This is a genomic window from Gordonia abscondita, assembly GCF_032711245.1.
GTDB lineage: Bacteria > Actinomycetota > Actinomycetes > Mycobacteriales > Mycobacteriaceae > Gordonia.
This window is the reverse complement of sequence record NZ_CP128986.1, coordinates 1,579,796-1,605,825: the sequence shown is the minus strand read 5'-3', so window position 1 is coordinate 1,605,825 and position 26,030 is coordinate 1,579,796. Positions and strand designations below refer to the sequence as shown.

Annotated in this window: 27 protein-coding genes and 2 tRNA genes; 14 read left to right on the top strand and 15 right to left on the bottom strand. The window is 63.6% G+C overall.

Going from position 1 to position 26,030, the window contains the following annotated elements:
- Window positions 1-24: 24 nt before the first annotated feature.
- Entirely contained in the window at window positions 25-873 is an 849-nt protein-coding gene (locus MP11Mi_RS07475; protein ID WP_420041656.1) for an ABC transporter ATP-binding protein, read from the bottom strand.
- 151 nt (window positions 874-1,024) lie between these two features.
- Between MP11Mi_RS07475 and MP11Mi_RS07470 the strand changes: the two genes are divergently transcribed.
- Complete coding sequence (locus MP11Mi_RS07470) at window positions 1,025-1,726, top strand: FadR/GntR family transcriptional regulator (protein ID WP_420041655.1); 702 nt, start codon at window positions 1,025-1,027, stop codon at window positions 1,724-1,726.
- Between the two features lie 18 nt (window positions 1,727-1,744).
- Here the strand turns inward: MP11Mi_RS07470 and mgrA are convergent, their stop codons facing one another.
- Complete coding sequence (mgrA, locus tag MP11Mi_RS07465; protein WP_420041654.1) at window positions 1,745-2,791, bottom strand: L-glyceraldehyde 3-phosphate reductase; 1,047 nt, start codon at window positions 2,789-2,791, stop codon at window positions 1,745-1,747.
- 303 nt (window positions 2,792-3,094) lie between these two features.
- Here mgrA and MP11Mi_RS07460 point away from each other — a divergent pair, with 303 nt between their 5' ends.
- Window positions 3,095-3,556, top strand: coding sequence for a prevent-host-death protein (locus MP11Mi_RS07460; RefSeq protein ID WP_420041653.1), 462 nt, complete (start codon window positions 3,095-3,097; stop codon window positions 3,554-3,556).
- Window positions 3,557-3,558: 2 nt separating this feature from the next.
- Window positions 3,559-3,903: a hypothetical protein gene (locus MP11Mi_RS07455; protein WP_420041652.1), complete on the top strand. Its 345-nt coding sequence runs from the start codon at window positions 3,559-3,561 to the stop codon at window positions 3,901-3,903.
- 581 nt (window positions 3,904-4,484) lie between these two features.
- Here MP11Mi_RS07455 and MP11Mi_RS07450 read toward each other — a convergent pair.
- From MP11Mi_RS07450 to MP11Mi_RS07440, 3 genes are all read right to left on the bottom strand, one after another.
- Window positions 4,485-4,576: transfer RNA gene (locus MP11Mi_RS07450), tRNA-OTHER, on the bottom strand.
- Between the two features lie 312 nt (window positions 4,577-4,888).
- Window positions 4,889-6,751: a phosphoenolpyruvate carboxykinase (GTP) gene (locus MP11Mi_RS07445; protein WP_420041651.1), complete on the bottom strand. Its 1,863-nt coding sequence runs from the start codon at window positions 6,749-6,751 to the stop codon at window positions 4,889-4,891.
- A gap of 72 nt (window positions 6,752-6,823) precedes the next feature.
- Window positions 6,824-7,426, bottom strand: a complete 603-nt coding sequence (locus MP11Mi_RS07440) for an NADPH-dependent FMN reductase (RefSeq protein ID WP_420041650.1) — start codon at window positions 7,424-7,426, stop codon at window positions 6,824-6,826.
- Between the two features lie 74 nt (window positions 7,427-7,500).
- On the opposite strand from MP11Mi_RS07440, the gene MP11Mi_RS07435 reads away from it, so the two are divergent.
- The 6 genes from MP11Mi_RS07435 to MP11Mi_RS07410 all read left to right on the top strand — a co-directional run bounded on the left by MP11Mi_RS07435 (window position 7,501) and on the right by MP11Mi_RS07410 (window position 11,495).
- On the top strand, window positions 7,501-7,827 hold the full coding sequence (locus tag MP11Mi_RS07435; RefSeq protein WP_420041649.1) for a hypothetical protein: 327 nt from the start codon (window positions 7,501-7,503) through the stop codon (window positions 7,825-7,827).
- Entirely contained in the window at window positions 7,820-8,794 is a 975-nt protein-coding gene (nrdF, locus tag MP11Mi_RS07430; RefSeq protein WP_420041648.1) for a class 1b ribonucleoside-diphosphate reductase subunit beta, read from the top strand. The genes MP11Mi_RS07435 and nrdF overlap by 8 nt, the downstream gene beginning before the upstream one ends.
- 456 nt (window positions 8,795-9,250) lie before the next feature.
- A complete protein-coding gene (locus tag MP11Mi_RS07425) occupies window positions 9,251-9,520 on the top strand; it encodes a hypothetical protein (protein WP_420041647.1) in 270 nt (89 codons plus the stop codon).
- Between the two features lie 63 nt (window positions 9,521-9,583).
- Window positions 9,584-9,856 carry a hypothetical protein gene (locus MP11Mi_RS07420; protein ID WP_420041646.1) on the top strand — a complete coding sequence of 91 codons (273 nt, stop codon included), beginning with the start codon at window positions 9,584-9,586 and terminating at the stop codon, window positions 9,854-9,856.
- 426 nt (window positions 9,857-10,282) lie between these two features.
- Window positions 10,283-10,993, top strand: coding sequence for a hypothetical protein (locus MP11Mi_RS07415; protein WP_420041645.1), 711 nt, complete (start codon window positions 10,283-10,285; stop codon window positions 10,991-10,993).
- 112 nt (window positions 10,994-11,105) lie between these two features.
- Window positions 11,106-11,495, top strand: a complete 390-nt coding sequence (locus MP11Mi_RS07410; RefSeq protein WP_420041644.1) for a hypothetical protein — start codon at window positions 11,106-11,108, stop codon at window positions 11,493-11,495.
- A 234-nt stretch (window positions 11,496-11,729) separates the two neighbouring features.
- Here the strand turns inward: MP11Mi_RS07410 and MP11Mi_RS07405 are convergent, their stop codons facing one another.
- From MP11Mi_RS07405 to MP11Mi_RS07370, 8 genes are all read right to left on the bottom strand, one after another.
- Window positions 11,730-12,155 carry a PaaI family thioesterase gene (locus MP11Mi_RS07405; protein WP_420712871.1) on the bottom strand — a complete coding sequence of 142 codons (426 nt, stop codon included), beginning with the start codon at window positions 12,153-12,155 and terminating at the stop codon, window positions 11,730-11,732.
- 53 nt (window positions 12,156-12,208) lie between these two features.
- Window positions 12,209-12,712, bottom strand: a complete 504-nt coding sequence (locus MP11Mi_RS07400; protein ID WP_420041643.1) for a hypothetical protein — start codon at window positions 12,710-12,712, stop codon at window positions 12,209-12,211.
- Window positions 12,713-13,690: 978 nt separating this feature from the next.
- The gene (locus MP11Mi_RS07395) at window positions 13,691-14,074 is read right to left on the bottom strand and encodes a hypothetical protein (protein WP_420041642.1); all 384 of its coding nucleotides are present in this window, start codon (window positions 14,072-14,074) and stop codon (window positions 13,691-13,693) included.
- A 373-nt stretch (window positions 14,075-14,447) separates the two neighbouring features.
- Complete coding sequence (locus tag MP11Mi_RS07390) at window positions 14,448-16,814, bottom strand: bifunctional DNA primase/polymerase (RefSeq protein WP_420041641.1); 2,367 nt, start codon at window positions 16,812-16,814, stop codon at window positions 14,448-14,450.
- 77 nt (window positions 16,815-16,891) lie between these two features.
- On the bottom strand, window positions 16,892-17,395 hold the full coding sequence (locus tag MP11Mi_RS07385; protein ID WP_420041640.1) for a hypothetical protein: 504 nt from the start codon (window positions 17,393-17,395) through the stop codon (window positions 16,892-16,894).
- Window positions 17,396-17,466: 71 nt separating this feature from the next.
- Window positions 17,467-17,637 (bottom strand): MerR family transcriptional regulator, encoded by a 171-nt coding sequence (locus tag MP11Mi_RS07380; RefSeq protein WP_268897877.1) that lies wholly within the window; start codon window positions 17,635-17,637, stop codon window positions 17,467-17,469.
- A 617-nt stretch (window positions 17,638-18,254) separates the two neighbouring features.
- Window positions 18,255-19,595 (bottom strand): tyrosine-type recombinase/integrase, encoded by a 1,341-nt coding sequence (locus MP11Mi_RS07375; protein WP_420041639.1) that lies wholly within the window; start codon window positions 19,593-19,595, stop codon window positions 18,255-18,257.
- Between the two features lie 121 nt (window positions 19,596-19,716).
- Window positions 19,717-19,801: transfer RNA gene (locus MP11Mi_RS07370), tRNA-Ser, on the bottom strand.
- Between the two features lie 130 nt (window positions 19,802-19,931).
- On the opposite strand from MP11Mi_RS07370, the gene MP11Mi_RS07365 reads away from it, so the two are divergent.
- The gene (locus MP11Mi_RS07365) at window positions 19,932-20,897 is read left to right on the top strand and encodes an NAD(P)H-quinone oxidoreductase (protein WP_420041638.1); all 966 of its coding nucleotides are present in this window, start codon (window positions 19,932-19,934) and stop codon (window positions 20,895-20,897) included.
- 52 nt (window positions 20,898-20,949) lie between these two features.
- On the opposite strand, the gene MP11Mi_RS07360 is transcribed toward MP11Mi_RS07365, so the two are convergent.
- Together MP11Mi_RS07360 and MP11Mi_RS07355 are read right to left on the bottom strand one after the other, a co-directional pair.
- A complete protein-coding gene (locus MP11Mi_RS07360) occupies window positions 20,950-21,432 on the bottom strand; it encodes a MarR family winged helix-turn-helix transcriptional regulator (RefSeq protein ID WP_420041637.1) in 483 nt (160 codons plus the stop codon).
- A gap of 102 nt (window positions 21,433-21,534) precedes the next feature.
- On the bottom strand, window positions 21,535-22,731 hold the full coding sequence (locus tag MP11Mi_RS07355; protein ID WP_420041636.1) for an aminotransferase class V-fold PLP-dependent enzyme: 1,197 nt from the start codon (window positions 22,729-22,731) through the stop codon (window positions 21,535-21,537).
- Window positions 22,732-22,802: 71 nt separating this feature from the next.
- On the opposite strand from MP11Mi_RS07355, the gene MP11Mi_RS07350 reads away from it, so the two are divergent.
- The 4 genes from MP11Mi_RS07350 to glfT1 are packed head-to-tail and all read left to right on the top strand — an operon-like array spanning window position 22,803 to window position 25,978.
- Complete coding sequence (locus tag MP11Mi_RS07350; RefSeq protein WP_420041635.1) at window positions 22,803-23,348, top strand: bacterial proteasome activator family protein; 546 nt, start codon at window positions 22,803-22,805, stop codon at window positions 23,346-23,348.
- 22 nt (window positions 23,349-23,370) lie between these two features.
- Window positions 23,371-24,249: a galactan export ABC transporter permease subunit Wzm/RfbD gene (gene wzm / locus MP11Mi_RS07345; protein WP_420041634.1), complete on the top strand. Its 879-nt coding sequence runs from the start codon at window positions 23,371-23,373 to the stop codon at window positions 24,247-24,249.
- A gap of 11 nt (window positions 24,250-24,260) precedes the next feature.
- A complete protein-coding gene (wzt, locus tag MP11Mi_RS07340; RefSeq protein ID WP_420041633.1) occupies window positions 24,261-25,070 on the top strand; it encodes a galactan export ABC transporter ATP-binding subunit Wzt/RfbE in 810 nt (269 codons plus the stop codon).
- The gene (gene glfT1, locus MP11Mi_RS07335; RefSeq protein WP_420041632.1) at window positions 25,067-25,978 is read left to right on the top strand and encodes a galactofuranosyltransferase GlfT1; all 912 of its coding nucleotides are present in this window, start codon (window positions 25,067-25,069) and stop codon (window positions 25,976-25,978) included. The genes wzt and glfT1 overlap by 4 nt, the downstream gene beginning before the upstream one ends.
- Window positions 25,979-26,030: the final 52 nt, after the last annotated feature.

The window sequence follows — 26,030 nt, the reverse complement described above, 5'->3', positions numbered from 1 at the left end:
AATCTTCATCCCTTTCGTGACGCGTCAGAGTCTCGGTACGGCCATCGAAGGCCGTCCGGATGGGACGCTGGTGGTGCGCGCACGGCGTACGCGCACCTCAAGAAGGCCCGAGGTCGGGTCCTCCGTGACGGTGATCGGCAGACCCCAGACCTGGGTCAGCAAAGCGGGCTTCAATGCCTGCTCCGGCGTGCCAGCAGCGACGACACGGCCCGAATCGAGAACGACGATCTGATCGGCGATATCGGCGGCATGGTTCAACTCGTGGAGGACGACGCCCACCGCGACGCCATGCTCGTCGGCGAGCGACCGGATCAGTTCGAGCACCTCGACCTGGTACCGAAGGTCCAGATGATTGGTGGGTTCGTCAAGAAGAAGCACCTCGGTCTGCTGAGCCAATGCACTGGCGAACCACGCCCGTTGGAGCTGACCGCCGGACAAGGTCTCCAACGGCACGTCGGACATGTGTCCCAACCCGGTCGCGGCGAGCGCACGAGTGATCGCGTGCGCCCCGTCCTCGTCGCGTCCGCGCCAACCGGACCGATATGGGTGGCGGCCGAACTCGACGATGTCGCGAACGGTGATGCCGACTGGGGTCGGACGTTGCTGAGACAGCAGCGTCACCCGCCTCGCGAATTCGCGAGGCGACAGCGTGCCGACGTCGGTCCCGTCGTCGCCGAGGGACACTGTGCCCGACGAGCGGCGAACCAATCGGGAGAGGGCGCGCAGAAGCGTAGATTTTCCCGAGCCGTTGGGCCCGACGAGCGCGGTCACCTCACCGCGCCGAAGGGTGAAGTCCGCCGCGTGCACCACCTCGACACCGTCGAACCCGACCGACACGTCGCGTGCGATCATCAAAGGGCTGCTCAATTCCACTCAGCCAGTATGCAGGCAAGGCTCAGCTAATCAAAATGAGCGGGGCGGTCGACCCGAACGCGCAGCCGACCCAACCTCCTCGGCCATCACTTAAAGAGATTAATAGCTGCCCTATTTGTGGACGCATTGGGACTGCCGCACAATGAACGCCATGCACCTCGACGACACGCACATCTCGCCTGCGGTCGTCCGGGACGGAAAGGCTCGACGGATCGGACTGGTCGGGCAAGTCATCGAGCGTCTGCAAGACGCACTCGCTGTGGGCAAGTGGCCGGTGGGCAGCCGTCTACCGATCGAGAGCGAACTAGCGGCCGAGTTCGGCGTAAGCCGCATCACGCTCCGCCAGGCGGTGCAGGCACTGGTTCACGTCGGGCAACTCGAGACCCTCCAAGGCAGCGGGACATTCGTCTTGGCCGCATCCGAGGTCGAAGCCGTCGTCAGCCGGTTTCTGTCGAGCAAGGACCTGCAGTCGGTGTTCGAGGTGCGCCAGGCACTGGAGTCTCAGGCTGCCGCACTCGCTGCCCAGCGAGCCGAACCCAACCAGCTCGCACAATTGCGTGCGGCGATCGAACATGGCGAACGAGCGGCGGAGGCTCAGGACTCGATCGAGTCGAGCGAGGCGTCGATCGAGTTTCATCGCGCGGTAGTGGTGGCGAGCCACAACGCGCCGTTGATCTCGTTGTACACCGGCATCGAGAATTCGGTGTTGCAGTCGATCCACCAGGGAGCACCGGACGAGGACGCGCGTTCATTCGTCGACGGCCATCGGGACATTCTCGAGGCCATCGAAGCAGGCGACGTCGACAACTCTCGCCGACTCGCGTTCGAGCATCTTCAGCACGTTATCGACTGACGAGATTCGCCGCGCGCGTCAGTTCTTGAGCGCGCCCGCCCATAGATTGATCCCGGAGTCCACCGCGTACTCATCGATCGACAGCAGTTCATCGGCACTGAACTCGAGATTGTTGACGGCCGCCACGCTGTCCTCCAACTGCCCGACGCTCGATGCGCCGATCAACGCTGAGGTGATCGGCGCGCCATCCTGTCGGCTGCGGAGGATCCACGCGATCGCCATCTGGGCAAGGGTCTGGCCGCGAGATTCGGCGAGATCGTTCAGCCCACGTATCCGGCGCACGTTCTCGTCGGACAGGAAGCTCTTCGACAGTGACTTGCCTTCTGCCGCACGGGAATTCTCCGGAACACCGTCGAGGTATTTGTCTGTGAGCATGCCCTGCGCCAGCGGCGAGAACGCGATGGAACCGACGCCCTCACGGTTGAGTACCTCAAGGAGGTTCGGATCGTCTTCCTCGATCCAGCGGTTCAGCATGGAGTATGACGGCTGATGGATCAACAACGGTGTGCCGAGTTCTTTGAGGATGCGCACCGCTTCGGCCGTCTTCGTCGGCGAGTACGACGAGATTCCCGCATAGAGTGCGCGACCGGACCGGACCGCGGTGTCCAGCGCCCCCATGGTCTCCTCAAGCGGTGTGTCGGGGTCCGGGCGGTGGCTGTAGAAGATGTCGACGTAGTCGAGTCCCATTCGCTGCAGGGACTGATCAAGGCTGGCCAACAAATATTTGCGCGATCCCCAGTTCCCGTACGGTCCGGGCCACATGTCGTAGCCTGCCTTGGAGGAGATGACCAGCTCATCGCGGAACGGCCGGAAGTCCTGGGCCAGGTGGCGACCGAAGTTCGTCTCCGCCGAACCGTACGGCGGCCCGTAGTTGTTGGCGAGGTCGAAGTGGGTCACACCGAGGTCGAATGCGCGGCGAAGGATCGCCCGCTGCGTCTCGAACGGCTTGTCGTCGCCGAAGTTGTGCCACAACCCGAGCGATACGGCCGGCAGTTGAAGGCCACTCCGGCCGACCCGGCGGTATGGCATCGATTCGTAACGGTTCTGCGCGGGTTGATGAGCCATGCCTCCGATCTTGCCACGGGCCGTCGACCGACGCCGGGCAGTTCTCCGGTCCATCACAGCGGCTTCACCTGTCGGGCGACTCAACGTTCCGCGCTCGGGAGGGTTAGATCGCCGTGCGCCTGTCCTCTAAGGACGGCAGACCTTCGAAGGTGCCGGTCGTGGAGAGCGTCATCGTCAACGGGCGGCGCAGGGCGGGGAAGCTACCGGTTCCGCCGCGTCGGGAACTCGATAGCGCCGCCGTCCAGGGCCCGGGCGCCCGACATCACAATGGACTTCCGAACACGTTCCGAATACAATTGACGCATGACCACAGCAGCGTTCCGCACCACCACGCGTCGCTCCTCGGACTTGAGCAAGCACTCCGCAGAGGTCTTCACTGAGGCCGAGGACCACCCGGTGACCGTGACTCGTCGCGACGGCGAAGACCTCGTGCTGATGTCTCGGCGTCACCTTGAGAGCCGCAACCGCATGCTGGAGTTCGCGGCACAGCTGATTGGCGTGGCAGTAAACGACAACGGCCCCCTCGCCGACCGGATGGCGAACGCGTTCCCGTGGATGCTCGCGCTGTCGGCGGAGGATCGGGAGACCTGCGCACAGGACCTCGTCGACGCCGCGCGTGCCTCGTTCTTCACCGACCAGCCACATCGCGTACTCGCAGAGCTGACCTCGTGGCGCGAGACGGCGACCGCACTGGCCGCCGGCCTCGGCCAGGCTGATGTCGAGTGGCTCGATGACGACGATGCCGCCACGGTCGAGCGTCCGTAGTCGTGGGGAAGCAAGACGAGACTGTCCCTCGGCCACCGAAGAAGTCCGAGTACGCGATCAAATTCGCGTCAGCTGGCGCCAAGAAAGGGTGGAGGGACCTCGCGGCGACGATTCGCAGCCCACTCGCCGACGCCTGGGATTTCCTCACCCGCACGCCGACTAGAGAAACTCCGACGAACTACCCGCTCCGCGGCGATCTCGCACGGGTCACGCGGAACGCGCAGACCCACGACCGCTGGCAGCACAAGCCGACGTCCAAGGGTGACGCTCGCATTTGGTTCTATGTGCAGGACCACACGGTGTTCTTGGAGCAGGTGCATACCAATCATCCGAACGACACTAAGTAACTCCTGGCGCGAACACTCGACGCTAGCGACAAAAACAAGAACCCACACCTGCCACGAGGGCATGGTACGGGTTCTTCGGTGGTGCGGTCGTAGCTTTCAGGCGACTGAGTCGCCGAGCTGATGAGCTGCTGTGTCGATGGCCCCAGCGAGCGCTGGGTGCCCCAGCGGCAGTGACAGTTCCGGACGCGCCTGGAAGGCATCGGTGGCACGTTCGGCCAGAGCGACGCAGACGCTGCCTGCGAACCGGCCCCGGGAGACGACGCCGTCGAGGTCGCGGTAGGCGCGGTGGATGGTGCGCGCCCAGTGCTGGGTACGACTGTGCGCGGCCGGCCACCTCCGCCGAGCGGAATAACGACGTGAGACCGGCGGCGCGCCTGCTTGCGCTTGCCGTCCGGCCTGGCGACACGATAGCGCGCCTCATACCGGGCCGAACCGCTGGAAAGCTCGACTCATCTCCACACCGTTACGCATCGCCATGACATCGCATGGTTCCTGGATGTGTCATGTCTGTGCCATGTGGTCACTCTGGCGATTAAGCCCCGAACAGGGGTAGTTACTCGGAAACTACCCCTGACCTGCTGCGGAAGCGGAGGGATTTGAACCCCCGGTGGTTTTACCCACGCTCGCTTTCAAGGCGAGTGCAAAGAGCGTTTAAGCAGGTCGCTAGTTTTCCTAAAAGTAATGTTCACATGATGTTTCTGGGGGTTTGATCAGGAGTGACACGGATTGTGTCAACTTTGTGTCAACACCTGCATCTCCAACTCGACCAGAAGAGCCCCTGCGTCAACACAGCCCTTCTGAGCCATGTTGCGGAGAGGTCTGGTTCCCCACATGTCTGCCCGCCTTAGTTAGCGCAGTGGGCCTGGCACCTGGAAACGGCCGACGACACTAAGCACATCCCCCCCGACGGAGACGCCCTCGTCCTAAACCTGTCGACCTGACAAGGGACGGCACCTCGTCCCGGGGCAAAGCCGGAGGGTGAAGATCACGTGGCTCGCTCCCCGTGTCGCGCCCCGGCTCCGGTAAGGCGATCGGCGAGACGTTGGTGCGCTGTGACTATCGTCTCGGGTAACGCCGAAAACTGTGAGAGGTGTTTCTCGCGGTGGATGACTTCCTCAGACCACCGTTCGCGGTCGACGTCGAGTAGTCGGTCCATGTCGACAGCTGGGATGTCGAGTCCGCGCAGATCCAAGTCGTCTGCCGCCGGTATGACGCCGACCGGAGTTGCTCGCCCGTTGGCGTGACCGTTCTTGTAGTCGATGAGCCAGAGTAGGGCGCGGAGATTCTCTCGGTATCCCGGCCACAGGTAATGGCCGTCTTGGGGATCCCGTTGAAACCAGTTGACGTGCGCGAAGATCGGAGGCTTGTCGAGCTGTCCTAGGAGTGTGAGCCAGTGGTTGGCATACTCACCTTCCGGGTATGAGAGAAATGGCCGCATGGACATTGGGTCGTAGCGGAGCTTGCCTTCGACGCCTTCGGCGGCGAAAGTGGCCTCGGCACCCAGAGTCAAACCGTCGTAGACGCCGTCAGCTGGATCGACGAGGGCCCGAATGAGGGGTTCTCGATCGCGGGTACGTCCGCCGAAGATGATTGCGTCAATCCGAACTCCGGCGGTGTCATCAGCAGATGCGAGCGTCGGCACTTGGGTGAGCGAGGTAGTGAATCGGGCATTTGGATGCGACCACAGTGCGTTCTGCTCCTGCGCGTCGCGGTCTTCGATGAGTTGCCCGGTCCAATCCCGCCATCCAGCGATGTCTGCGGGCGGGTTAGGGGTCTTGCCTTCCCACCAGACATCTCCGGTGAAGTCATTGCGTGCGACGTTAGTGAATATTGTGCCGCTGCCCGGTCGGATCGACTCGACCGCCGCTGGGTTGCTTGCTTCATTGGTGTCCTTGGCTACCCCGAAGACGCCGTTCTCCGGATTCATTCCGTACAGATGCCCGTCGTCGCCGACCCAGAGCCAGGCGATGTCGTCCCCGTAAAACTCGACTCGGTAACGGTCGCCTAGTGCGTCTGGCGCAAGTGTCATGGCCAGGTTTGTCTTGCCTGACGCGCTGGGGAAGCCTCCGCAGATGTGGTGCTTCTGCCCGGTGTGGGTGTCTACGATGCCCAGGAGCATGAACTGTTCGGCGAGGAACTTCCCTGATTGCCAACCGTCGTACGCCGATTGGCGCAGTGCGTGCGCGATCTTGCCCAGCAAGGCGTTGCCGCCGTAGGCCGATCCGAAGTGAAGAATGGTTCGCCGATCAGCGATGGTCGCGAAGAGGCGCGCATCGTTTGGCGTACTCTGCCCGACGGCGTCGAGGTCACCGGTGACATGGACACTTCGAACGAAGAATGAGGGGTCGTCGAGATCGTCGAACAAGTGCAGGCCGACTCGAGCCATGCGGATCATCTGGAGGACCACGGTCCTATCGTCAGTGAGTTGCACGCCTGCCCCGAACGATGCCAAAGGCGTTCCGGGGACCGCCATGATGTAGGGCACGACGTACATGGTCTTGCCGACCGACGCCCCACGCATTCGTGTGCGTTGAATGTCAACGATCTCATCGGCGGAATGCCAGTTGTTGTACACCCCCTTGTCGGAGGCGCGACCGGTGGCGACCACTGTCCGCTCCTCTGAGCGTGCGGTGTCTTTGGGGTGAGATCGGGAATAGTAGCGCCCCTCGCCGGCGCGGAGCAGTTCTCCGGCCGCAAGAGCCTCGTCGATCAGCCGTGCGTCGTCAGCTGCGCTAATCACTTCAATCCGGTCAGGAGTGGTGACATCTGCCCATTCGAGCGTGAACTCCCGAACCGCGTCGATAGATACGTCGCGAAGTGCCGCGACGTGCTGGCTGGAATCCGTCATAGTGCTCGCCTCTCTGATGAATTGGCCGCGTCCATCGTTGTTCGATTCTTGGCCTGTGTGCGGTAGGGGTTGTCAGTGGCCGTCAGTGGTGAGGTCGATCAGTCGTGTCAGTCTGTCGACGTAGTCCTGCAGGAACCCCACGGTCGACTCTTGAGCGATCGTGCCGTCGGCAGCGAGCAGCTCCGGTGACTGGGAGAGGAACACTTCGGGTTGACCGACGGTGGGCATGTCGAAATACGACAGCGCCAGACGCAGGTTTTTCTGAGACGAGTAGCCACCCATACGTCCAACCGAGTGGCTGATGATCCCGACGGGTAGACCCTTCCATGCGACGTCGGAGTTCGGTTTGGAGCCGATGTCGATCGCATTTTTCAGGCAGGCGGGGATCGTCCGGTTGTTTTCGGGTGTCACGAACAGCACACCATCGGAGGCCTTGATCTGGTCTCGAAACAGCGTGTACTCGTCGGGAGTCGGCTTGTCGCTGACTCCCGGATCGTCGTAGTCGAAGTTATACAGCGGCAGCTGCCCGATCTCCACGATCTGCGCCTGGTACGCGGTAGGGAACATCGGTATGACGTTGCGGGCGATCGTCCGGGCGATCGATCCGCGGCGCAGGCTTCCTACGATCACGCTCACTTGCTTAGGCACAGTAGACCTTTCGACGATTATCGGCATGCCATAGTTTATTTTTTGGCATGTCGAACTTATAGTGTCAGGCGACCCGAAGTCCAATGCGAACGGAGTACCCGATGACCAGACGTGCCGTGGACCAGGCCAAAGATTCAGGGGCGTGGCTGGAGGCGATCAGCCTGTTCGAGGCTGTTCGACATGGGCAGCGCCAGACCGCAGGTCGCCAGCTTCGGACCGCCGTCGATCCCGACAAGGTGACAGACAGTCTGCTCAGCCTTCTCGGTGTACTCCTACGTGGCGCCGACAGTGCAGAGCTCGACCGATTCGTCGAAGCGGCGCGTCGAGCCGGCCCACCACCGCCGATCGAAGCTCGTCCAGATCAGGCGTTCGCGCACGTAAGTCGACCAGCAACCGTCCACCAGGAGAAAGGGCGCAGCGATGACTGAATCGACAGCGGGCAGCACCCCGATCGAGGCGATCAACTGGAACGACATACCAGATCAACGTGACCTCGACGTCTGGAACAGATTGACGGCCAACTTCTGGCTGCCGGAGAAAGTTCCGCTATCCAATGACCTACCGACATGGCGTCTGCTATCACCCCAGCAACAGCAACTGACGGTGCGAGTGTTCACCGGGCTAACGCTGCTCGACACGATGCAGGGCACAGTCGGCTGCATCGAGATGCTCGCCGACTCGACTACACCGCACGAGGAGGCCGTTTACACGAACATGGCCTTCATGGAGTCGGTGCACGCAAAGAGCTACAGCTCGATCTTCTCCACCCTGTGCAGCACCCAGGAGATCAACGATGCCTTCTCCTGGTCCCGGACGAACGAGTTCCTACAGAAGAAGGCGCGCATTATCCAGCGCTACTATCGCGGCGACGACCCGCTGAAGAAGAGAATCAGCTCGGTAATGCTCGAATCGTTCATGTTCTATAGCGGCTTCTACCTGCCTCTGCACTGGGCATCGAGATCAACGCTGACCAACACGGCCGACATCATCAGGCTCATCATCAGGGATGAGGCCGTCCATGGCTACTACATCGGGTACAAGTTCCAGCAAGGCATGCAGAAAAGCGATGCCACACGCCAGGCCGAGTTGCGCGAGTTCGCTTACGCAATGCTCACCGACCTCTACGATAACGAGGTTGACTACGCCCACCACCTCTACGACCCGCTCGGCATGACCGCACCGGTCCTGCCATTCATGCGCTTCAACGGCAACAAGGCGCTGGCGAACCTTGGGCTCGATCCGCTGTTCCAACGCGACGAATGCGAGGTACCTTCACATATCCTGGCTGCACTCGACCCCGGGGCAGCCGAGAACCACGACTTCTTCTCTGGCTCCGGCAGCTCGTACGTCATCGGCTCTCAGGAACCCACGGCCGACGAGGACTGGGACTTCTGAACTGACCCCATTGCACCGAGGTCGACACCTTCCCGATGCGACTGCGGAACAAACGTTGCGCGGCGCCGCGACCTTGCTCACCGTGCCGTCGTCGAGATCACAAGCGAGTTCGCACCATCGGTTCACCTAGGGCAGGTACAGCGGCACAAGGCTATGCAATTAGCAGTCGCCGTCGCCGTGTACGCGATCGATCGGCCCGGTGAGGAGTGCCCGCGCCTATGACCAGCTTCCCAGAACGCGCCACTCTGGCCATCGGGCTATGCCCCGGAGCGGTGGGCTTTAAACAAGGGGATGCGGAGTCTGTCAACTGTGTGTCGGCCCCGCTAGCCCTAAGCGGCCGGATTCCGACGCGACCTGGATCACTTGCGTCTAGACAACCTCATGACAGCTGATGTAGGCACGGTCGGCGCAGCCGCCGACAGAGTCCTCCTCGAACACCATCACCGAGGAGGACCCATGCCCACGGCACCCGCCACCGTCGCCCTGACCATCCGCGTCGACAATGACTACGCCCACGGCCCGACGTACACACATCTTCTCCACGTCGATGTGCCCGCTCCCGCCGTCGGCGAGGACCTCACCGATTGGGCGATGGACGAGCTTTTCCCATACACGGGCGAGGGGCCTGACTATGCCCATATGGACGCCATCTATTCAGTCCAGATCATCGGCGCCCCAGCCGATTTCGACGACATACTCGGTCTGTCCGTCTCCGCTATGGGCTAGGCAACCAGGCGGCGCAGCCGCCGACGAGATCCACCTTGAACACCCACTTTCAAGGGAGGACACATGACCGCACCCACTATCTGCGACCCCTGGATCGAACGCCTGATCAGCTCCGGCCAGCTCGCTCTCGGCGCCCGCGGCCTGACCCGCGAGGAAGCCGCACACCAGTACAACAGCGCGAACGCGCTCACCGAGTCCGACGACGACTATCTGTATACGCCCGGCCAGGCCGCAGGCGCAGCCCGGGACGCGCTGGCCATCATCGGCCTCGAGGTCCCCGCCGACGCCCGCATCCTGCTCACCGACGGCCGCCCTGGCCCGAGGTGCTGGAGCTAAACCACGTTCGACCCCGACTACGGCAACGACATTCTGGTGGTCCGGTGGCCACGAAAGGTCCGGCGAGCGCTCGAACCTGCCCGCCATGAAGGCCCTGGCTCGTTACGCGCTCGCCTCTGGGGTGGCCTCGCTGGATTGAGCTTGGTCGTCATGTTGGCCGCGATCATGCTCACCCCAATTCTGCTGTGCAACCTGATCGTCGGGTCTCTCGCCGGAAGCAACATGCTTGACGACATCCTTCCCGAGCTACACCGGCGACCGCCCTCGGTATCAGCATCGTCGTGATTCCGGCGGGCCTATTCCTCTACTGTTTCTGCGCCACCCGCCGCGACACCCCGCTACCAGCTCAGCATGGCAATCCCCGCGAGCGAAAGAACACGCAGTCCAAGCCCGGCACGATCGATCGCTGTCCGGGAGGGCACTGACATGGAGTTGCGAGACACGCGTGCTGGGGAGCCTTCCGGGCACAAGGCGCCATCCCTGCTCCGACGTATCGGGAAAGCATTTAACGAGTACGTTCCGCCGCCGTCTCCGCGCCCGAGACCGAGCAAGAAAGAGTTCGCCGAGGGGCGAGAAGCGGTCGGCATCGTCCTCTCTGCGGTGCAGAACGAGCCTCCCGAAGGAGGGCAGCTGGATGACGATCTCGTCATCCACATTGACACGAGCGACGACGACCAGCCTTTGACACTGCTGCGGACGGTCATGTGCCCACTGCCTGGTCCCGGCGCGGGCCGCAAGCTCATCGGGGCGGAAGTCGTCGTCCGCCACACGACCTACGACTCGGACTACGACAACGACATTCTCGTGACCGAGTGGCCATGGTTCGTCACCGATTCTCTGAATCCCGTCCGGTACAGGGGTCCGGGAGCGTTCCGTGCGCGCATCTGGAGCATTCTTGCGGGCTGTTTCTTCGTCATCGGGTATGCCGGGGTCATGTTCACCCCGGTCCTGCTATTCAACCTGATCTTCGGCTCTCTGACCGGGACCAACATGTTCGACGACTTCCTTCCTCAGGTTCACCCAGCCGTCGCTGTCGTGGTCGCTATCGCGGTGATCCCGGCAGGCATGTTCCTCGGCTGTGTCTGCGCCACGCGATCAGACGTCCTTCGTGAGGGCATGACACCGAAAGGACCATGATGACCAGCGGCGCTCCGCGGACCACGATGATGAAAGGACGCTTCCTGCGCACCGTCCTCCTGCTCACACCGACCGTACTGAGCGTTCTCGGACACGGTGACCGAACTGCGACATGAGCGTCATACCGATCACCTGTCAGCGTGACGAGCGCTTCGACCTAGCGGGAACGCAGATCGTGGTCGACGAGCTTGAGACGATCACCGTAGCCGGCGACGACGGCCAAGACCAGGCCCGCATCGAAGCACAGATCACCCTCGACGGCGCACCTACAGGACAGCTGCGGGCACAGCTGCACGTCGTGGAACCGTTGACCGACGATGACCTCGTCATTGACCCGGACAAAGCGATGAGAGCCGGCCAGCAGACCATCGCTTGGGACTTCAGCAACCACGGATACGCAACACGCATGCAATTCAATCAGATGCCGCCGAACATCTTCCTCGTTTTCACCGACGGGGACACGAAAGTCACCATCAATGTGATGACCGTCGAATATTCCTGAACTGACAACGAACGGCTGCAAACCCCTTCGAGCACAGAATCATCCGCTCTCCCGATCGGGACTGCTGCACTGATAGGTGGGGGAGGCGCGTCCTCGTCGTAGAACAGTCCGGTGCGCAACGCCTCGAACTTGTCCCGCGGGTTTAGGGGTCCTTAACCCGGAATCGTGGTCGTGGTTGGGGAGGGCAGCCTGGTCTCGAACGAGCGCGCTTGCCTTCGGCTCGACCGCTGACCGTTATACGGAGTGAACGGTTCCTTGGGCGACGGCGCACAGTCGCATCTTGCCGGTGTCGTCGATCATCTCCAGGTCGCAGCCGCAGATGGTTCTGCATTTGCCGACATGACGTATCCGTGCGGTGGCCCGCAAAGTAATGCCGAGTGCGGGGCGCAGATATTCAATGCTCATCCCGCCGGTGAGCACCGCCGGTCCCAGCGCTGCCCCACCGGCATAGGTCAGGGCGTTGTCTGCGGCATAGGCAAGAACACCTCCGTGAAGGAAGCCGTTCTGCTGCAGCAGGTCCTCGCGTACATCCACTTCCAGGATTGTCTGGTCGGGGCCAAACGAGGTGAGGCGGGTGGCCAACAGCACGCTGAAAGGCTGCGAGGCAAGGTGCGCTGCCGCTTCCGCTAATGTCAGGCGCCGTGATTCTGGTTGGGTCAACTGGTCCTCCTGAGTACGTGCTTCAGGGTGCCCGGGGATCGGCCCGACCTGGTTCACGGCGCGAGGAAGGTACCGACTCCCGGGATCGACGGCTGCCCGGCATTCGGGTACGGCCGTGAACCCGTGAAATGAATGGTGACAGCGATCTGCCCAGATCCGGTGTTCACCTTTCGGGTGTGTGGAGTGGGGTCCAGGAAGTTCGGGCAAGGCTTGACTGTTGTGCTGCCGCTTCGGCCATTGGTGGTGTTGACCCAGTTGATTCCAACGAGAGCCCCGCCACCACTGGCCGAGCAGGTCGTCGGTGGAGCAGGTGCCGCCAACTCGGTCACACCGCGCTTGTCTGTTGTTGCCGCGGTGACATTACCCAGCAGTGGCATCGGTACTACAAGGCCACTGAACTGGAGGCCGATTGCGGGCCATTGGAGTACGGAGATCGGGGTGCTAGAAATCCGGATTGGCTGTGTTGGTTCTGCCTGCGCGGGCGCGGCTGCGATCATGGTTGCGCTGACCGCTGCAACGGCGGTGGCGGCGGCAGTGAACACTTTCCGTGGCGTCATGTCGGAACATCCTTAATTCGGGACTGATACCTGCACCCCAACCCGATCCTCAAGCTAGCTGCCCTACGAACGAATGACAAGGGGCTGCCGCACGGGCGGGTGAATTCTGAATCGCACCGGGTTAGTTGGAGTCTCCGGCAGACCCAGGGCGCTTCATCGCTGTGTTGTCGCACAGCCCTCATCCCAGCACTGAGCCATCTACCGAGCTTCCGAGAGTCGCCCGGAGCCCCTGACAGGCCGTGCACCCGGGGGGAGAACACCCCGAGTACACGGTGACACAGCGCTGGGCCGAGGGAGTGTACTCACCTCGACGCTGCGACCTGGGACAATGGCTCGCAGACGAACAGTGAGTACACTCCCTGTTCGCCCGCTTCGCCACACGAGTACACCGCCGTTTCACGGCATCGTCCCAGGTCACCCCACGGGGCATTCTCCGCTAACGCTCCGAAGTGCCCCAGGCCATGGTGAGGAGGAAAAGGGCATAAGGGGGTCTGACACACTTCGTCTTCTTTCGCTTCGCTCTTTTCGACTTCGTGTGCCCGGCAGAGCCGGGAGACCGGGCCGCTGCGCGCCCCGCCTCGGACTGCGTCCGAGGCCCTTATCGACCGCTACGCGGCCGACCCCTGGCGGGGTGCCCAAGACCCGCAGCGACGTGCGCGCCCAGCTCAGGCTTGTGCGATAGGCCAATCGTCCGCGCACCACACGACGTCTAGGACGCAACGAGGAGGCGATAAGAAGCAGACTGCGCCGCAACAAGATCCGCGACTTGCGTCACAGATCGCACAGGGACGCAAGCAGAAGGCTATGACGCCCGCCGAAGAGCCGAACATCGCCTCTGGAAGGCCTTGACCTTGCGCCCCGCGAGCAGTCTCAGCCTCGACCAGGAGGCCTTAACGCCTTTGGTTAGGGCGCGAAATCGTCTGTCGGACAGCAGAAAACACCCCCGCACACGCTGTGTGGGGGTGTTCAGGCCGTGGTCTACGCCGCTGTCGGCATCGGCGGTACGCCAGCGATGCCGCTGTTCGCCCACACCGTGATCCGCTCGATGTCGGCGACGGTGAGCGGCGGGAAATCAGGAACCACGTCGACTTCAGCCTTCGCGTGCGCCCACCCGCGCAGGAACCCAGCGATCTCAGACAGCAGGGCATCGACCTTGCGCCGTTGGGCGGTGGACGGGGCATTCCGCTTGCCGAACATCTTCAGCAGGAAGTCCATATCGCGGGCCGGGTCACCGCCATTCCACTGCGACGGCTTGAATGCGCCCTCGTCGTACAGGGCGGCCAGCTTTGCCTTCGTAAGGTTCCGCCCCCGCCCTTCAAGATCAATGCGGTACCCGACTCGACGACGCGGACCAGCTCCCACAGGTCACGAAGCCGACGCACCTCATCGGTCATCGAATCGATGGCGAAGTGCGCGATGCAGTCACTCCCGATGGGATACAGCACCGCACCGGTTCGGTCGTCGGCAATGGTGTAGAGGTAGCGAAGGCCGGTCTGCCGCACGCGCATTCACCATCAGCGTGCTCGTCCTCCTCCATGTCAGCCACACGCCATGTCAGGCGGGCCACATCCCACGGAAGATTGCTCGCATCCTCCACAGCCCGTACCAGGGCCAGGCGAATCCCACCGCCCGTCGCAGCGTCGGTCATGATTTCAGGACAAATGTTGTTCATCGTGTTCTCCTATTGAGTCGGTTAGTTAGTCGTTTCGTGCTGGTTCCGTTCGTTGTCATGCCGTCATGCCGCCGCCCCTTCCGGTAGGGAGAACGTGCCGCTCGCCTTGTTGCGGATCAAATCCCCGTGCAAGATCAGCGCCTCCAGCGCGTCGGGCTTCATCGCCCGGTCGCGCCCGGCGATCAGGCGGTTGATGGACCCTTCGGTTGCCGGTTTGCCAGCCTCGGTCAGCCGCCCGACCGCACGAAGGATCACCCCGCACACCCGGTTGAGCTTGGCGTCGTACTCCGACCGAACCGCCGCCTCGCGCTCGATCCCCGAGCGCTCTCCCTTCTCAGCCGCAGCCTCGCGGTCAGCGGTCTTGAGCCGCTCCACCACTGCTGATCGCGTGGCGTCGGAATGGGCCATCACGACGCCTGCCAGGTCCCAGTCTTCTTCGGTCGGCTCCATCCGACCGTCGATGACGGCCAGTGCGGCCATCACCTTGAGACGAGCAAATAGGGCATGCCCGTCCAGGGCGTCACCTTCACCGCGCTGGCGCGCCACGTGTGCGTCGAGCACCGCATCGACGGCCACGGCAGGCACCCGCATGGTCCACGGTTCCTCGGGCCAGTCGGTCGGCAATTCCAGCGGTTCGATCGGCGTGGGGTCGTACCGATCGCGGCTGATCCGCGGATCGGTCACCGACACCCACACGAAGCGCTGCGGAGTGCCACCGGCTGCATCGTCCAGCAGCGCACCGGCCCGCTCGGGTTGCACGCCGACGTTCAGCCCCAGTCGGTACGAGTGCGATCCGCTGGTCAGCGCCTTGTCCGCAGCCGCATAGGCGAAGCCGATCTCTTCACCCGACCACGCCGATCGCAGTTTGCCGTGCAGCGTGGCCGACGTGCGCTGCCCGAGCGCGCTGAGGTTGTCGACCTCCGTTGCGCTGAAAAGTACCGACCGCCGGCGCCAGATCATGCCGTGCTCGTCGGCCTCCTCGCGCTGCCGTTCCCCGGCTGTGGCCGCCCGGACGAATTGGTGTGCGAGGCCTTCGCCGCTGCCGACCTCGACCTGGCCGATCTCGGGCCCAAGCGGCACCAATTCGGTGGCCACAGCGTGAGCGGCACCCTTCCCGGCACCGGAATCCCCTACGGAAGCCACGAACTCGTTCAGTGAGCCCCTGCCGCCGACCATCGGCGGAAGAGTGACGGTGTGCGGGACGGTGGCCAAGGCGCGGATGTTCACCGCCCCGAACACGCCCCACGGCGCGACCATGCGGCGATACGCAGAATCACGAATATGGGACAGCGACGCACGAGATGCCCAGAACGCGTCGTCATCGAAGCCACTCCCGACGCTGACCGGCGAGTTCGGCGGCCCGGTGGGTGGTGCACCATCAGCAGCCACAATCCCCGCGACCTCGACCAGCTCATCGAAATTCAGCGTCGGCGAGGCGGCGATCAGCGCGTGACCGCGCTCGTTGGTGAGCATGCGCTTGAACTCGCTCACTGCGCTGGCCCTGCTGCGCGATCCATCGACCGTCACCGCTTCGACGAAGACCTCGCACAGTGCGGTTAGCGCCGAGCGCACACCGGGATGCCCCTGCTCGGCGAACCGTAACAGCGCCAACACATGCCGCATCGCCGTGTCGTGGCGGCTACCCCCGCCGCGCAGGTCGGTCATCGCCTGGTCGAGCCGGACGGCCACGACCTGATCCATGTCACCGTCGGGCACCGACCGCAACGTCTCCGCCACGTCCACGCTCACACCAGCCGTCGACGGCACCGACGCGGCGGTGAGTTCCTTCACCCAACGGTCCGGGAGCATCGGCAAGTCCTCGACGCGGGGGATGCCGACCTCGTTGCCGTCGTCGTCCAGCCAGCGGTACTGGCCACCGTTGGGATGAATCGACGGCCACACGACGGAATAACGGTGGCTGCGTTGGATAATCTCGACGTCGGAGGTGCCGCCGACGTCGAGCTGGCTCTTCCATCGCCTGCCTGGTGACACCCGGAAGTACAGAATGCCGCTCACGCCGTCATCACGCGACGTCGACCGCACCGTCGGCGGCAACGCGCCCCAGGCACTCTCAGCTTTGTCCAGCGTCTCACCGCCTCGCTTGCCCGGATAGTCATCGACATCGACGCAGATGACGTCGTCCGGCATGCCCAGCGCCACGTTTCCGGTGGGATGATCTTCACCCCACGCGGTGATGTCGGCGTACGACGGCACCGCGGCACCGTCACCGGTGTAGCCCGACGGTGGAGGAAACTTCCGACCACGCGGCAGTGGAAGGATCGACCGCCAACCGCTCTTCCAATAGGCCGGGGCCGCAGCCCCGTAGCCCGTGGACGTATCGAAGCTGGCCGGTTCGCTGGTATCGTCGTCGTAGTCGATCTCGTCGTCGTCATCATCGAACGCCGCGTCGAGGTCCTCGCCCAACAACATGGTTTGCACTCCCTGCTAAATCGTGATCGGGCAACGAGAGCCGACATCCGCGCCAACGGAGGTCGGCTCTCCTCGTTTCACTTCCACCCGGCGGCGGGCTGTGCGGCGAACGGGTTATCCGACCCGTTCGCCACCTCCACCCGGTACTCGTAGTCGCGGTAGGAGTACTGCTCTCCCGAGCGCGAGTGGACCGCGTGCTTCTTGCCTGCGAATCGCACGGAGAGGACGTTTCCGGGCCGAAGCGCCTCGGAGATCTTGGACAGCCCCGCCTCGCCCACCGCCTCGCTCAGCGCCTGTTTCGCCCGACCCCACGTCGGGATGTACACGGCGCGTTCGCCGTGGTCGGTCTCGACCCGGACGACGACTTCGTTCTTCGGCTTACCATCCGGCCAAAACGCCGGATCGCCGGTCTTGAAGTCGCGGCTCTGCCGCATGGCCACGCCCGCGATCGGACCGGTAACGACGGTCCCGGGTTCGGTCTCGGCGTTGAACGCCGCGACTGTGCCGCCGCCTGATTCGAACGCGGCGTCGATCTGGTCGAGCACATCGAGGTCGATGTTGTCCCTACTTGCGTACGACATTTGATGCTCCTTCTGGATATGGGCACGACGAACTAACGAGGCGTCGCCTCGTTGTCGTGCTGGGGTTGGGTCTAGGCCGCTTCGTCCGCGATGGGGATGCGGACCGCGTGGCCGGGCTCCGGCTGCATAGCGCCGGGGATGGCGCCCGCCTTCAAGCGCCGGCGGACGGTCTTGATGTGCAGTCCGTAGATCTCGGCGTACTCGGCCGGGCTGATCCACCGGATGCGCTTCGGTGTTGCCATTGCCCTGCCTTTCGGATTTCGTGTCGGCGTCTTTCGCCTGTCATCAGGATGCCCGTATCGCACCCCCATGTCCACTAATGAGCCCACTATCATCCCAGTTCAGAGGCTATTTTCGAGGTCTCGCGTATCTCGAAAAGGTAATGGAAAAACCGTCGCCGACCGGCCGACGATCACTCACATCTAGGCCCAACAGCCAGCGGCGATAACCCTCAGACGAGGGCACACAGAGTATTTTCAGAAGAATGGGCAATATACTATGACCGACATCACAATAAGATCTCTGGATGGACCTCGTGCGAGCGCGGGTTATGGCTCATCCGGGCCTCGTCAGCGACAAGCAGACTCGAACCGCTGGTGCGATGTGGACACGTGGACATCGCCTGCGGCAAAGTGTCCACATCCATGAAGCCCTCGCGCATGACATGAATGAAAAATATATGCATATATTATTATATATGCAGTTCATCGCTGCTTTTTGGGTCCGTTCACCAATACTCGGCGAGACCTAGCCGTCTCAGGATTCCCTCAGACTTGGGCTGGTTCTCTTCATGTTCCCGTGTCCACATGTCCACACGTCCACATCACGCCTCGGATGGTGGCATCCCATCAGGCCCTACCTACGGCAGGTCCCATTCGCCCGTCTCCGGGTCCCGCACCATCCCCAGCGACTCGACAGCGTGCGCGGGGAGTTCCTGATCGACCACGTGGACCGGCCCCCGACCCTCCGGAACGACCCTCGCACGGCTGTAGTCGAGTGCTGACGCCAGCGACCGTAAGTCGTCCTTGTGAACGTGCGCGTACGTCCTCAGCACCAATTCGCCGCCATCGGCGTGGCCAAGCCACCTGGCCACCTCCGCAGGGGAGGCACCCATCGCAATGAGTCGACTCGCCGCCGTGTGGCGCGACGCATGCAAACGCCGATGCGATACCCCTGCAGCCACGAGCGCGTCGTTCCACCAGAAATTGAGAGTTCGTGGTGACGTCGGACGCCCGTTCTGCTGCGTCAGCACGAACGGGTCGTCGCCACCACGCCATCGCTCCCCGTACCGCGCCTTCTCGGCATCCTGACGGGCCTTCGCGGCGCGCAGAACGCGGAGTGTGGGATCTGGCAAGGGCAGCCACCTCCCTGCCGACGCGGTCTTTCCCACCGACTGCTCGATGATCTTGCCCCGCACCGCGACTCGGGTGGTCAGAGCGACCTGCATCGTCCCCTTATCCAAGTCGAGGCTCGACCACCGCAGTCCGGCCATCTCACCCCTGCGCAGACCGAGGAGGCCGAGCGCGATCATCGGGGCCCTCATCGCGGCCAGATAGGGTGCCGAACGCATATGGGCGTCCGCCGGTGGTGTCGGCGGGTGAGCAGCCTCCAAAAGGGCTACCTCCGCGTCCGTCAGCCTATCTGAAAGATCAAGTGGGCCTTTGCTTTTCGCCGCGACTGGATCATCACGCTTGCGGAGCGGCTTGACCAACTCAACTGGATTGCGCGCCACCTTCCCCTGCTCGACCAAGTCCTCCCACACCGACTGCCACCGCGCCCTCATGGGATTGATGCTCGTTCGCGCCCATTCCCGCCCACTGGGACCGTCGCCCTCGCGCAGCTCCTTGATCAGCGCCACCACATCGGCCTTCTCGATCGACTGGACCCGCTTTTTGCCGTACTTCTCGACCACCGGTGCCAGCGCAGCCGAGTACGCCGCACGCGTAGACGGCGCGAGCTGCTGGGCCTCCAGCCACGCCTCCACGGCAACCTTCACCGTCAGCGCCGTCGTGGGCACCGCTTTGCCGGCTACCGCGGCGGCGACGGTCTGCTTGCGGTAGTCAGACGCCTCGGCCACCGTCTTGAACCGGCGCCGGAACTGCCGACGCTCACCGTCCACTTCCGCGTCCACCCGTGCCTCGTAGCGCACGGTTCCGGACTTGTACTCGATCTTCTCGACACCAATCGGGAGCTTGGCCACGGAGTAATTCTACGGGTAATGGCAGGTGAGTTGTGTCAACTGGTGTGTCAACTTTCCAGAACCCGTCAGGCATAGAACCAGGGCCAGGTCGAGATTTTCTCTCTGACCTGGCCCCTCTCTGCGGAAGCGGAGGGATTTGAACCCCCGGTGGTTTTACCCACGCTCGCTTTCAAGGCGAGTGCATTCGGCCGCTCTGCCACGCTTCCTTCGAAAGACTCGCAGCCCAAGCGATCTGCGACAGTGTCGTGCAGCGACAAGTAGCGAGTCTTCCGCCGAAAAGGCTATCGCACGCGCTCGGCGGGTGCCCACCTGCCGGATCGATGGGACACTGAATTCATGCGCGCCATCCCCGAATCGCAGAGCTTGGACATCGTCGACCTACCCGATCCGGAGCCGGCACCAGGCGAGGTGATCGTCGACGTCGCGGCGGCAGGCGTCAACCGCGCCGACATCATGCAGCGCGCGGGGCTGTATCCGCCGCCTCCCGGAGCGTCGAACTTGTTCGGTCTCGAAGCGTCCGGCACGATCTCTGCGATCGGCGACGAGGTCTCCGGTTGGGCGGTCGGCGACGACGTTTGCGCTCTCCTCGCGGGCGGCGGCTACGCCGAGAAGGTCGCGGTACCGGTAGCGCAGTTGATGCCCGCCCCTCGGGGCATCGACCTCGTCTCGGCGGCGGCTCTCCCCGAAGTCTCGTGCACTGTGATGTCGAACGTCGTGATGGCCGGGCATCTCGCACCCGGCGAACTACTCTTGGTGCACGGCGGGAGCAGTGGAATCGGCACCCACGCCATCCAACTCGCCCACGCACTCGGCGCACGCGTTGCCGTAACCGCACGCAACCAGACCAAACTCGACCGCTGCCGCGAACTCGGCGCCGACATCCTCATCGACTACACGACCCAGGAATTCGACGACGTCCTCGCCGCACACGGCGGAGCCGACGTCATCCTCGACATCATCGGTGCCAAATACCTCGGCAAAAACGTGAATGCCCTCGCAATCGGCGGCCGACTCGTCATCATCGGCATGCAGGGAGGCGTCAAAGGTGAACTCAATATCGGCGCCCTCATGAGCAAACGCGCCGCCGTCATCGGAACCACGCTGCGCGCACGACCCGTCACCGGGCCCGGCTCCAAGGCCATTGTCGTCGCCGAGACAGTCGCCCGAACTTGGCCACTCATCGAGAGCGGCGACATCGCGCCGATCATCGACTCCACCTTCCGCCTCGACGACGCCGACTCCGCACACGAACGCTTGAACTCCGGCGAAGCCGTCGGGAAAGTGCTTTTGACGATGGAATGACGTCTCGCCTCCGCCCGACCAGCAGATCGCGCCTCGCCCAACGAGACGCTCCTTACAGGCCTTCGCGGACGATTCGCTCGCCGATCTTGCCGAACGTGCGGCACAGCGTGTCGAACTCTTCGGGAGTCAGTGAGTCGATGACCAGCCGTCGGACGGCGCGGTCCCGTTCGTCGAGGATCGGCTGCACCATCTCACGACCGGAATCAGTGATCCTCACCCACTTCTGGCGGGCGTCGTAGTCGACGTTCCCCAAACGGGACACATACCCGTTCTCGATGAAGCGGGCCACCTGACGAGACACCGTGCTCAACGGAATCTGGGTGGCCTCCGCGAGATCACTGATCCGCAGACTCTCCGCAGTCGCCAACACTTCGAGGACGCGCCAGTCAGCGCTCGTCAAAGCCGACGACGAATCGATCTGCTTGAACAGCGACCGATACAACATCCAGCCGCCTGTGACGAACTGCTGCCACAGATCGCGCTCAGCGCTGTCGAGAATCGGCGCGAGCCCCCCGTCACCATCACGTTGTTCCAACTCGGCTCCCCCTCCGGCCCCCTGAACTCCACACTTTCGAACGCAACCATACGGTCGAAACTCCGGTCGCATCCAATCGAGTCCACCGCGGACGAGTCCCGATCAGCCGAACGAACCAAGCACCCTTGCCAATTGGTCCATTTCGTACGGGGTGGAGTAAACACCCAGGCCGACGGTCACCGCGCCGCCTGCGTCAGCAACGCCGATCGCATGCAGAGCACGGTTCGGGACAGCGTGCAGCGCGCTGATCCCGTTGTCGTTCAAGCGAACACCGACCTTCTCCGCGCTCACCCTGTCGACCAAAAAGCTTAAAAGCGGAACCCGGTGCGTATCCGCGCCGATCACCTGGACATGTCCGAGATTGTCCAGAGCGTTCACCAGATAGAAGGTGAGTCGCTGTAGATATTCGTAGGCGCCGTCCATCGACGCTGTCAGCCGACGACGCCGACTCCCGGTCACCGCCGAATCGAGACCCGCAAGCACCTCAACCGAAGCGACCAGTCCGGCGAGCCACGCGGTAGGTGTGGGCGACGGTTCGAGCCGGGCGGGGCCCGTCGCATGCGGATCCATCGACACATTCGTCAACGACGCCATCCGCGACTGGTCAGCGAACACCATCGCCGACATCCGCGGGCCTCCCCACCGCTCCGCACTCACCAGCACGACATCCGCGCCCATTTCACTCATCGACAGCGGGACGAACGGTGCCGCACTCGTCGCGTCCACCACCATGAGCGCGCCCGCGGCGCGCGCATGCCCGGCGATCTGCCCGATGTCGGTGATCGCCCCCGTCGTCGACGACGCCAACGCCACCGACACCACACTCGTCCGGTCGGTGATCAACTCGCCGAACTGCCACGGTGGCAGCGAACCGTCCTCGATGTCGACCTGCGCCCACCGGACCGCCGCGCCGTGCCGGGCCGCGCCACGCAGCCACGGGACGATGTTCTCCTCGTCGTCAAGCACCGACAAGACGACGCCATCGCCGATCCACGACGTCACGGGGAGAGACTCGACCAACGCCGACACCAGCGCCCCCCGCGACGGTCCGAACACGACGCACGCCGAATCCGCGCCGAGCAGGTCGGCGATCGCCTCACGCGCCTGCATCGTCGTCGCCGCAGCGTCTAACGACTGGCGCGACAGTCCACCGCCGAGCACCGGGTACGACCGGACGCCCCGCGACACCGCGGATGCGACCGCGTCCGGGATCTGCATTCCACGCTGGGAATCGAGGTGGATCCAGCCGTCCCCCAGGGCGGGGAACAGTCCTCGCACGGAAGCGATGTCGAACGGCATGGCCACAACGATAGACACCTGACTCGCACCGATCACGTCAGGACGACGACGCACGCGGCACAATGGGAACCATGCTTCCCGAGATGTTCGGCACTTCAGGCCCCGGAAACCCGCTGTCATCGGACCCGTCGGCGACACCAGACGAACCGGTCATCGAATTCTCGGCTGCCGCTGCCGAGCACGGCGACGCGGCGTCGAACCCGGTCGCAGGCATGGTTGAACAGCCTGCCAAGGTGATGCGCATCGGGACCATGATCAAGCAGCTCTTGGAAGAAGTGCGGGCCGCGCCCCTCGACGATGCGAGCCGCACCCGCCTCGCCGACATCCACCGCTCGTCGATCGCCGAACTGCAGGACGGTCTCGCGCCCGAACTGCGGGAGGAACTCGACCGCCTGGCGTTGCCGTTCTCCGACGAACAGACCCCGACCGACGCCGAGCTGCGTATCGCACAAGCCCAGCTCGTCGGATGGCTCGAAGGCGTGTTCCACGGCATCCAAACCGCACTGTTCGCGCAGCAGATGGCTGCCCGCGGCCAACTCGAACAGATGCGGCAAGGAGTACTCCCGCCGGCCGGCGGTGACATGTCCGACAACCACAGCACCGGTCAATATCTGTGACCCGCCGGTATGCTGTGTCGTTGTGTCAGCCGTAGCCAATGACGGCGGAGTAGCCGGTCGGAGCATTCCGCCGCCCCCGCCCACCTCGGATTCGCGAACGTTCGCACGGGGCATCCAGGATCTCGTCGAGGGTTTCCGCACCTCTGAACTCTGGCTGCACCTGGGCTGGACCGATATCAAGCAGCGCTACAAGCGGTCGGTCCTCGGGCCGTTGTGGATCACCATCGCAACCGGCGTCACCGCCGTCGCCATGGGCATCCTGTACGGCGAACTGTTCCACCAGGACATCAAGACGTTCCTGCCGTACGTTCTGCTCGGCTTCATCTTCTGGGGTTTCATCGAGACGTCCATCCTCGACGGGTCGATCGTCTTCTCCACCAACGAAGGCCTCATCAAACAGCTGCCCGCACCGATCAGCGTTCACGTGTACCGCGTTGTCTGGCGAAGCATCATCATTTTCGCGCACAACGTGGTGATCTACGTGATCGTGTTCGCGATATTCCCGCAGCCCATCGACTGGTCGGCCCTGCTCGTGATCCCCGCGATCGCGCTCTTCGCGCTCAACGCGACGTGGGCGACCATCGTCTTCGGGATCCTGTCCACGCGGTTCCGCGACATCGGCCAGCTTCTGACCACCGCGGTGCGGCTCGTCTTCTTCATGACCCCGATCATCTGGTCGGCTCAGACTCTCGACGCAGTGGGCACCGAAGGGTCCAGCCGGATGAAGCTCGTCGAACTCAACCCGATGTTCCACTACCTGGAGATCGCCCGCGGACCACTCCTCGGACAACATGTCGAGTTCTATCACTGGGGCATCGTGCTCGGTTGTACCGCGCTCGGGTGCGCCGCCGCCCTCGTCGTGATGCGCAACTATCGCGCCCGCGTGGCGTACTGGGTTTAGGAGACACACCCGTGGCAGACAACACCGACATCCGCGTCGACACCTGGGACGCGTGCGTCGACTTCCCGATCTTCGACGCCAAGACTCGATCGTTGAAGAAGGCGGTCCTCGGCGCGGCGGGCGGCGTCATCGGGTCCAACGGCTCGAAGACTGTGGTCGTCGAAGCGGTCCGCGACATCAATCTGCACCTGGAGCACGGCGACCGGGTGGGGCTCGTCGGCCATAACGGTGCAGGCAAGTCGACGTTGCTGCGTCTGCTGTCCGGGATCTACGAGCCGACGCGAGGTTCCTGCAAGGTGCGCGGCCGCGTCGCCCCCGTCTTCGACCTCGGTGTCGGTATGGATCCGGAGATCTCCGGGTACGAGAACATCCTGATCCGCGGCATGTTCCTCGGGATGAGTCGTAAGGAGATGCTGCGCAAGACCGATGAAATCGCCGAATTCTCCGAACTCGGCGACTATCTGTCAATGCCGTTGCGAACCTACTCGAACGGCATGCGCGTACGCCTGGCGCTCGGCGTGGTCACCAGCATCGACCCCGAGATCCTGATTCTCGACGAAGGGATCGGGGCTGTCGACGCCGAGTTCATGAAGAAGGCCCGCGTCCGACTGCAGGCCCTCGTGGAACGCTCCGGCATCCTCGTGTTCGCCAGCCATTCCAACGAGTTCCTCGCCCAATTGTGCGATCGTGCGCTGTGGATCGATCACGGCCAGGTCCGCATGGATGGCGGCATCGAGGAAGTCGTCGGCGCCTACCAGGGTCCCGACGCCGCAGCTCAGGTTCGCAAGGTGCTCGCGGAGAACGACGAGGCCGCACAGTGACCACAGTCGTCGCCGTCGTCGTCACGCATCGACGGCCCGAACTGCTCGCCGAATCGTTGAAGGTCGTCGCGAACCAGGACCGCCCCGTCGACCATCTGATCGTCGTCGACAACGACGCCGACCCGACCGTCGGTGAACTCGTTGACAGTCAGCCGGTCGACACCACGTACCTCCCGTCCAAGCGCAATCTGGGTGGTGCGGGCGGATTCGCGCTCGGCATGCTGCACGCGCTCGCGCTCGGAGCCGACTGGGTGTGGTGTGCCGACGATGACGGCCGCCCCGAAGGCCCCGAAGTCCTCACGACGCTTCTCGACTGCGCGGCCCGCCACGAGCTTGGTCAGGTGTCCCCGGTCGTCGTCAACATCGCCGAACCCGACGCGTTAGCCTTCCCGCTACGACGCGGCCTCGTCTGGCGGCGGAAGCGGTCCGAACTATTCGCGCCCGGCGAGTCGTCGGCGGACGATCTCCTCCCGGGCATCGCGTCGTTGATGAACGGCGCCTTGTTTTCCGCGGACACGCTCGACCGGATCGGTGTACCCGATCTTCGCCTATTCTTCCGCGGCGACGAAGTGGAGATGCACCGCAGGCTGGTGCGGTCGGGAATCTCGTTCGGCACCTGTCTGACCACCGCGTACCTGCACCCGGACGGCAGCGACGAGTTCCGCCCCATCCTCGGCGGCCGCATGCACACGCAGTACCCGGACAACGAGGTGAAGCGGTATTTCACCTACCGCAACCGCGGCTATCTGATGAGCCAGCCCGGCATGCGCAAGCTCCTACCCCAGGAGTATGCGCGGTTCGGTTGGTTCTTCCTGATCCAGCAACACGACGTCGCAGGCTTCCGCGAGTGGATGCGACTGCGCAAGTTGGGGCGCGGCGAACGGTTCACCCGCCCCGGCGCGCGCTGAGGGACGAGTTCGCCGACTCCTTGTAGAAGTTCGGCTCTCTCAGCGGCCTCCG

Coding starts and splice junctions, on each gene's coding strand:
- MP11Mi_RS07470 (WP_420041655.1), top strand. CDS start 1,025: ATGCACCTCGACGACACGCACATCTCGCCTGCGGTCGTCCGGGACGGA.
- mgrA (WP_420041654.1), bottom strand. CDS start 2,791: ATGGCTCATCAACCCGCGCAGAACCGTTACGAATCGATGCCATACCGC.
- MP11Mi_RS07460 (WP_420041653.1), top strand. CDS start 3,095: ATGACCACAGCAGCGTTCCGCACCACCACGCGTCGCTCCTCGGACTTG.
- MP11Mi_RS07445 (WP_420041651.1), bottom strand. CDS start 6,751: ATGACGGATTCCAGCCAGCACGTCGCGGCACTTCGCGACGTATCTATC.
- MP11Mi_RS07440 (WP_420041650.1), bottom strand. CDS start 7,426: ATGCCGATAATCGTCGAAAGGTCTACTGTGCCTAAGCAAGTGAGCGTG.
- MP11Mi_RS07435 (WP_420041649.1), top strand. CDS start 7,501: ATGACCAGACGTGCCGTGGACCAGGCCAAAGATTCAGGGGCGTGGCTG.
- nrdF (WP_420041648.1), top strand. CDS start 7,820: ATGACTGAATCGACAGCGGGCAGCACCCCGATCGAGGCGATCAACTGG.
- MP11Mi_RS07425 (WP_420041647.1), top strand. CDS start 9,251: ATGCCCACGGCACCCGCCACCGTCGCCCTGACCATCCGCGTCGACAAT.
- MP11Mi_RS07420 (WP_420041646.1), top strand. CDS start 9,584: ATGACCGCACCCACTATCTGCGACCCCTGGATCGAACGCCTGATCAGC.
- MP11Mi_RS07415 (WP_420041645.1), top strand. CDS start 10,283: ATGGAGTTGCGAGACACGCGTGCTGGGGAGCCTTCCGGGCACAAGGCG.
- MP11Mi_RS07410 (WP_420041644.1), top strand. CDS start 11,106: ATGAGCGTCATACCGATCACCTGTCAGCGTGACGAGCGCTTCGACCTA.
- MP11Mi_RS07400 (WP_420041643.1), bottom strand. CDS start 12,712: ATGACGCCACGGAAAGTGTTCACTGCCGCCGCCACCGCCGTTGCAGCG.
- MP11Mi_RS07390 (WP_420041641.1), bottom strand. CDS start 16,814: ATGTTGTTGGGCGAGGACCTCGACGCGGCGTTCGATGATGACGACGAC.
- MP11Mi_RS07385 (WP_420041640.1), bottom strand. CDS start 17,395: ATGTCGTACGCAAGTAGGGACAACATCGACCTCGATGTGCTCGACCAG.
- MP11Mi_RS07380 (WP_268897877.1), bottom strand. CDS start 17,637: ATGGCAACACCGAAGCGCATCCGGTGGATCAGCCCGGCCGAGTACGCC.
- MP11Mi_RS07365 (WP_420041638.1), top strand. CDS start 19,932: ATGCGCGCCATCCCCGAATCGCAGAGCTTGGACATCGTCGACCTACCC.
- MP11Mi_RS07355 (WP_420041636.1), bottom strand. CDS start 22,731: ATGCCGTTCGACATCGCTTCCGTGCGAGGACTGTTCCCCGCCCTGGGG.
- MP11Mi_RS07350 (WP_420041635.1), top strand. CDS start 22,803: ATGCTTCCCGAGATGTTCGGCACTTCAGGCCCCGGAAACCCGCTGTCA.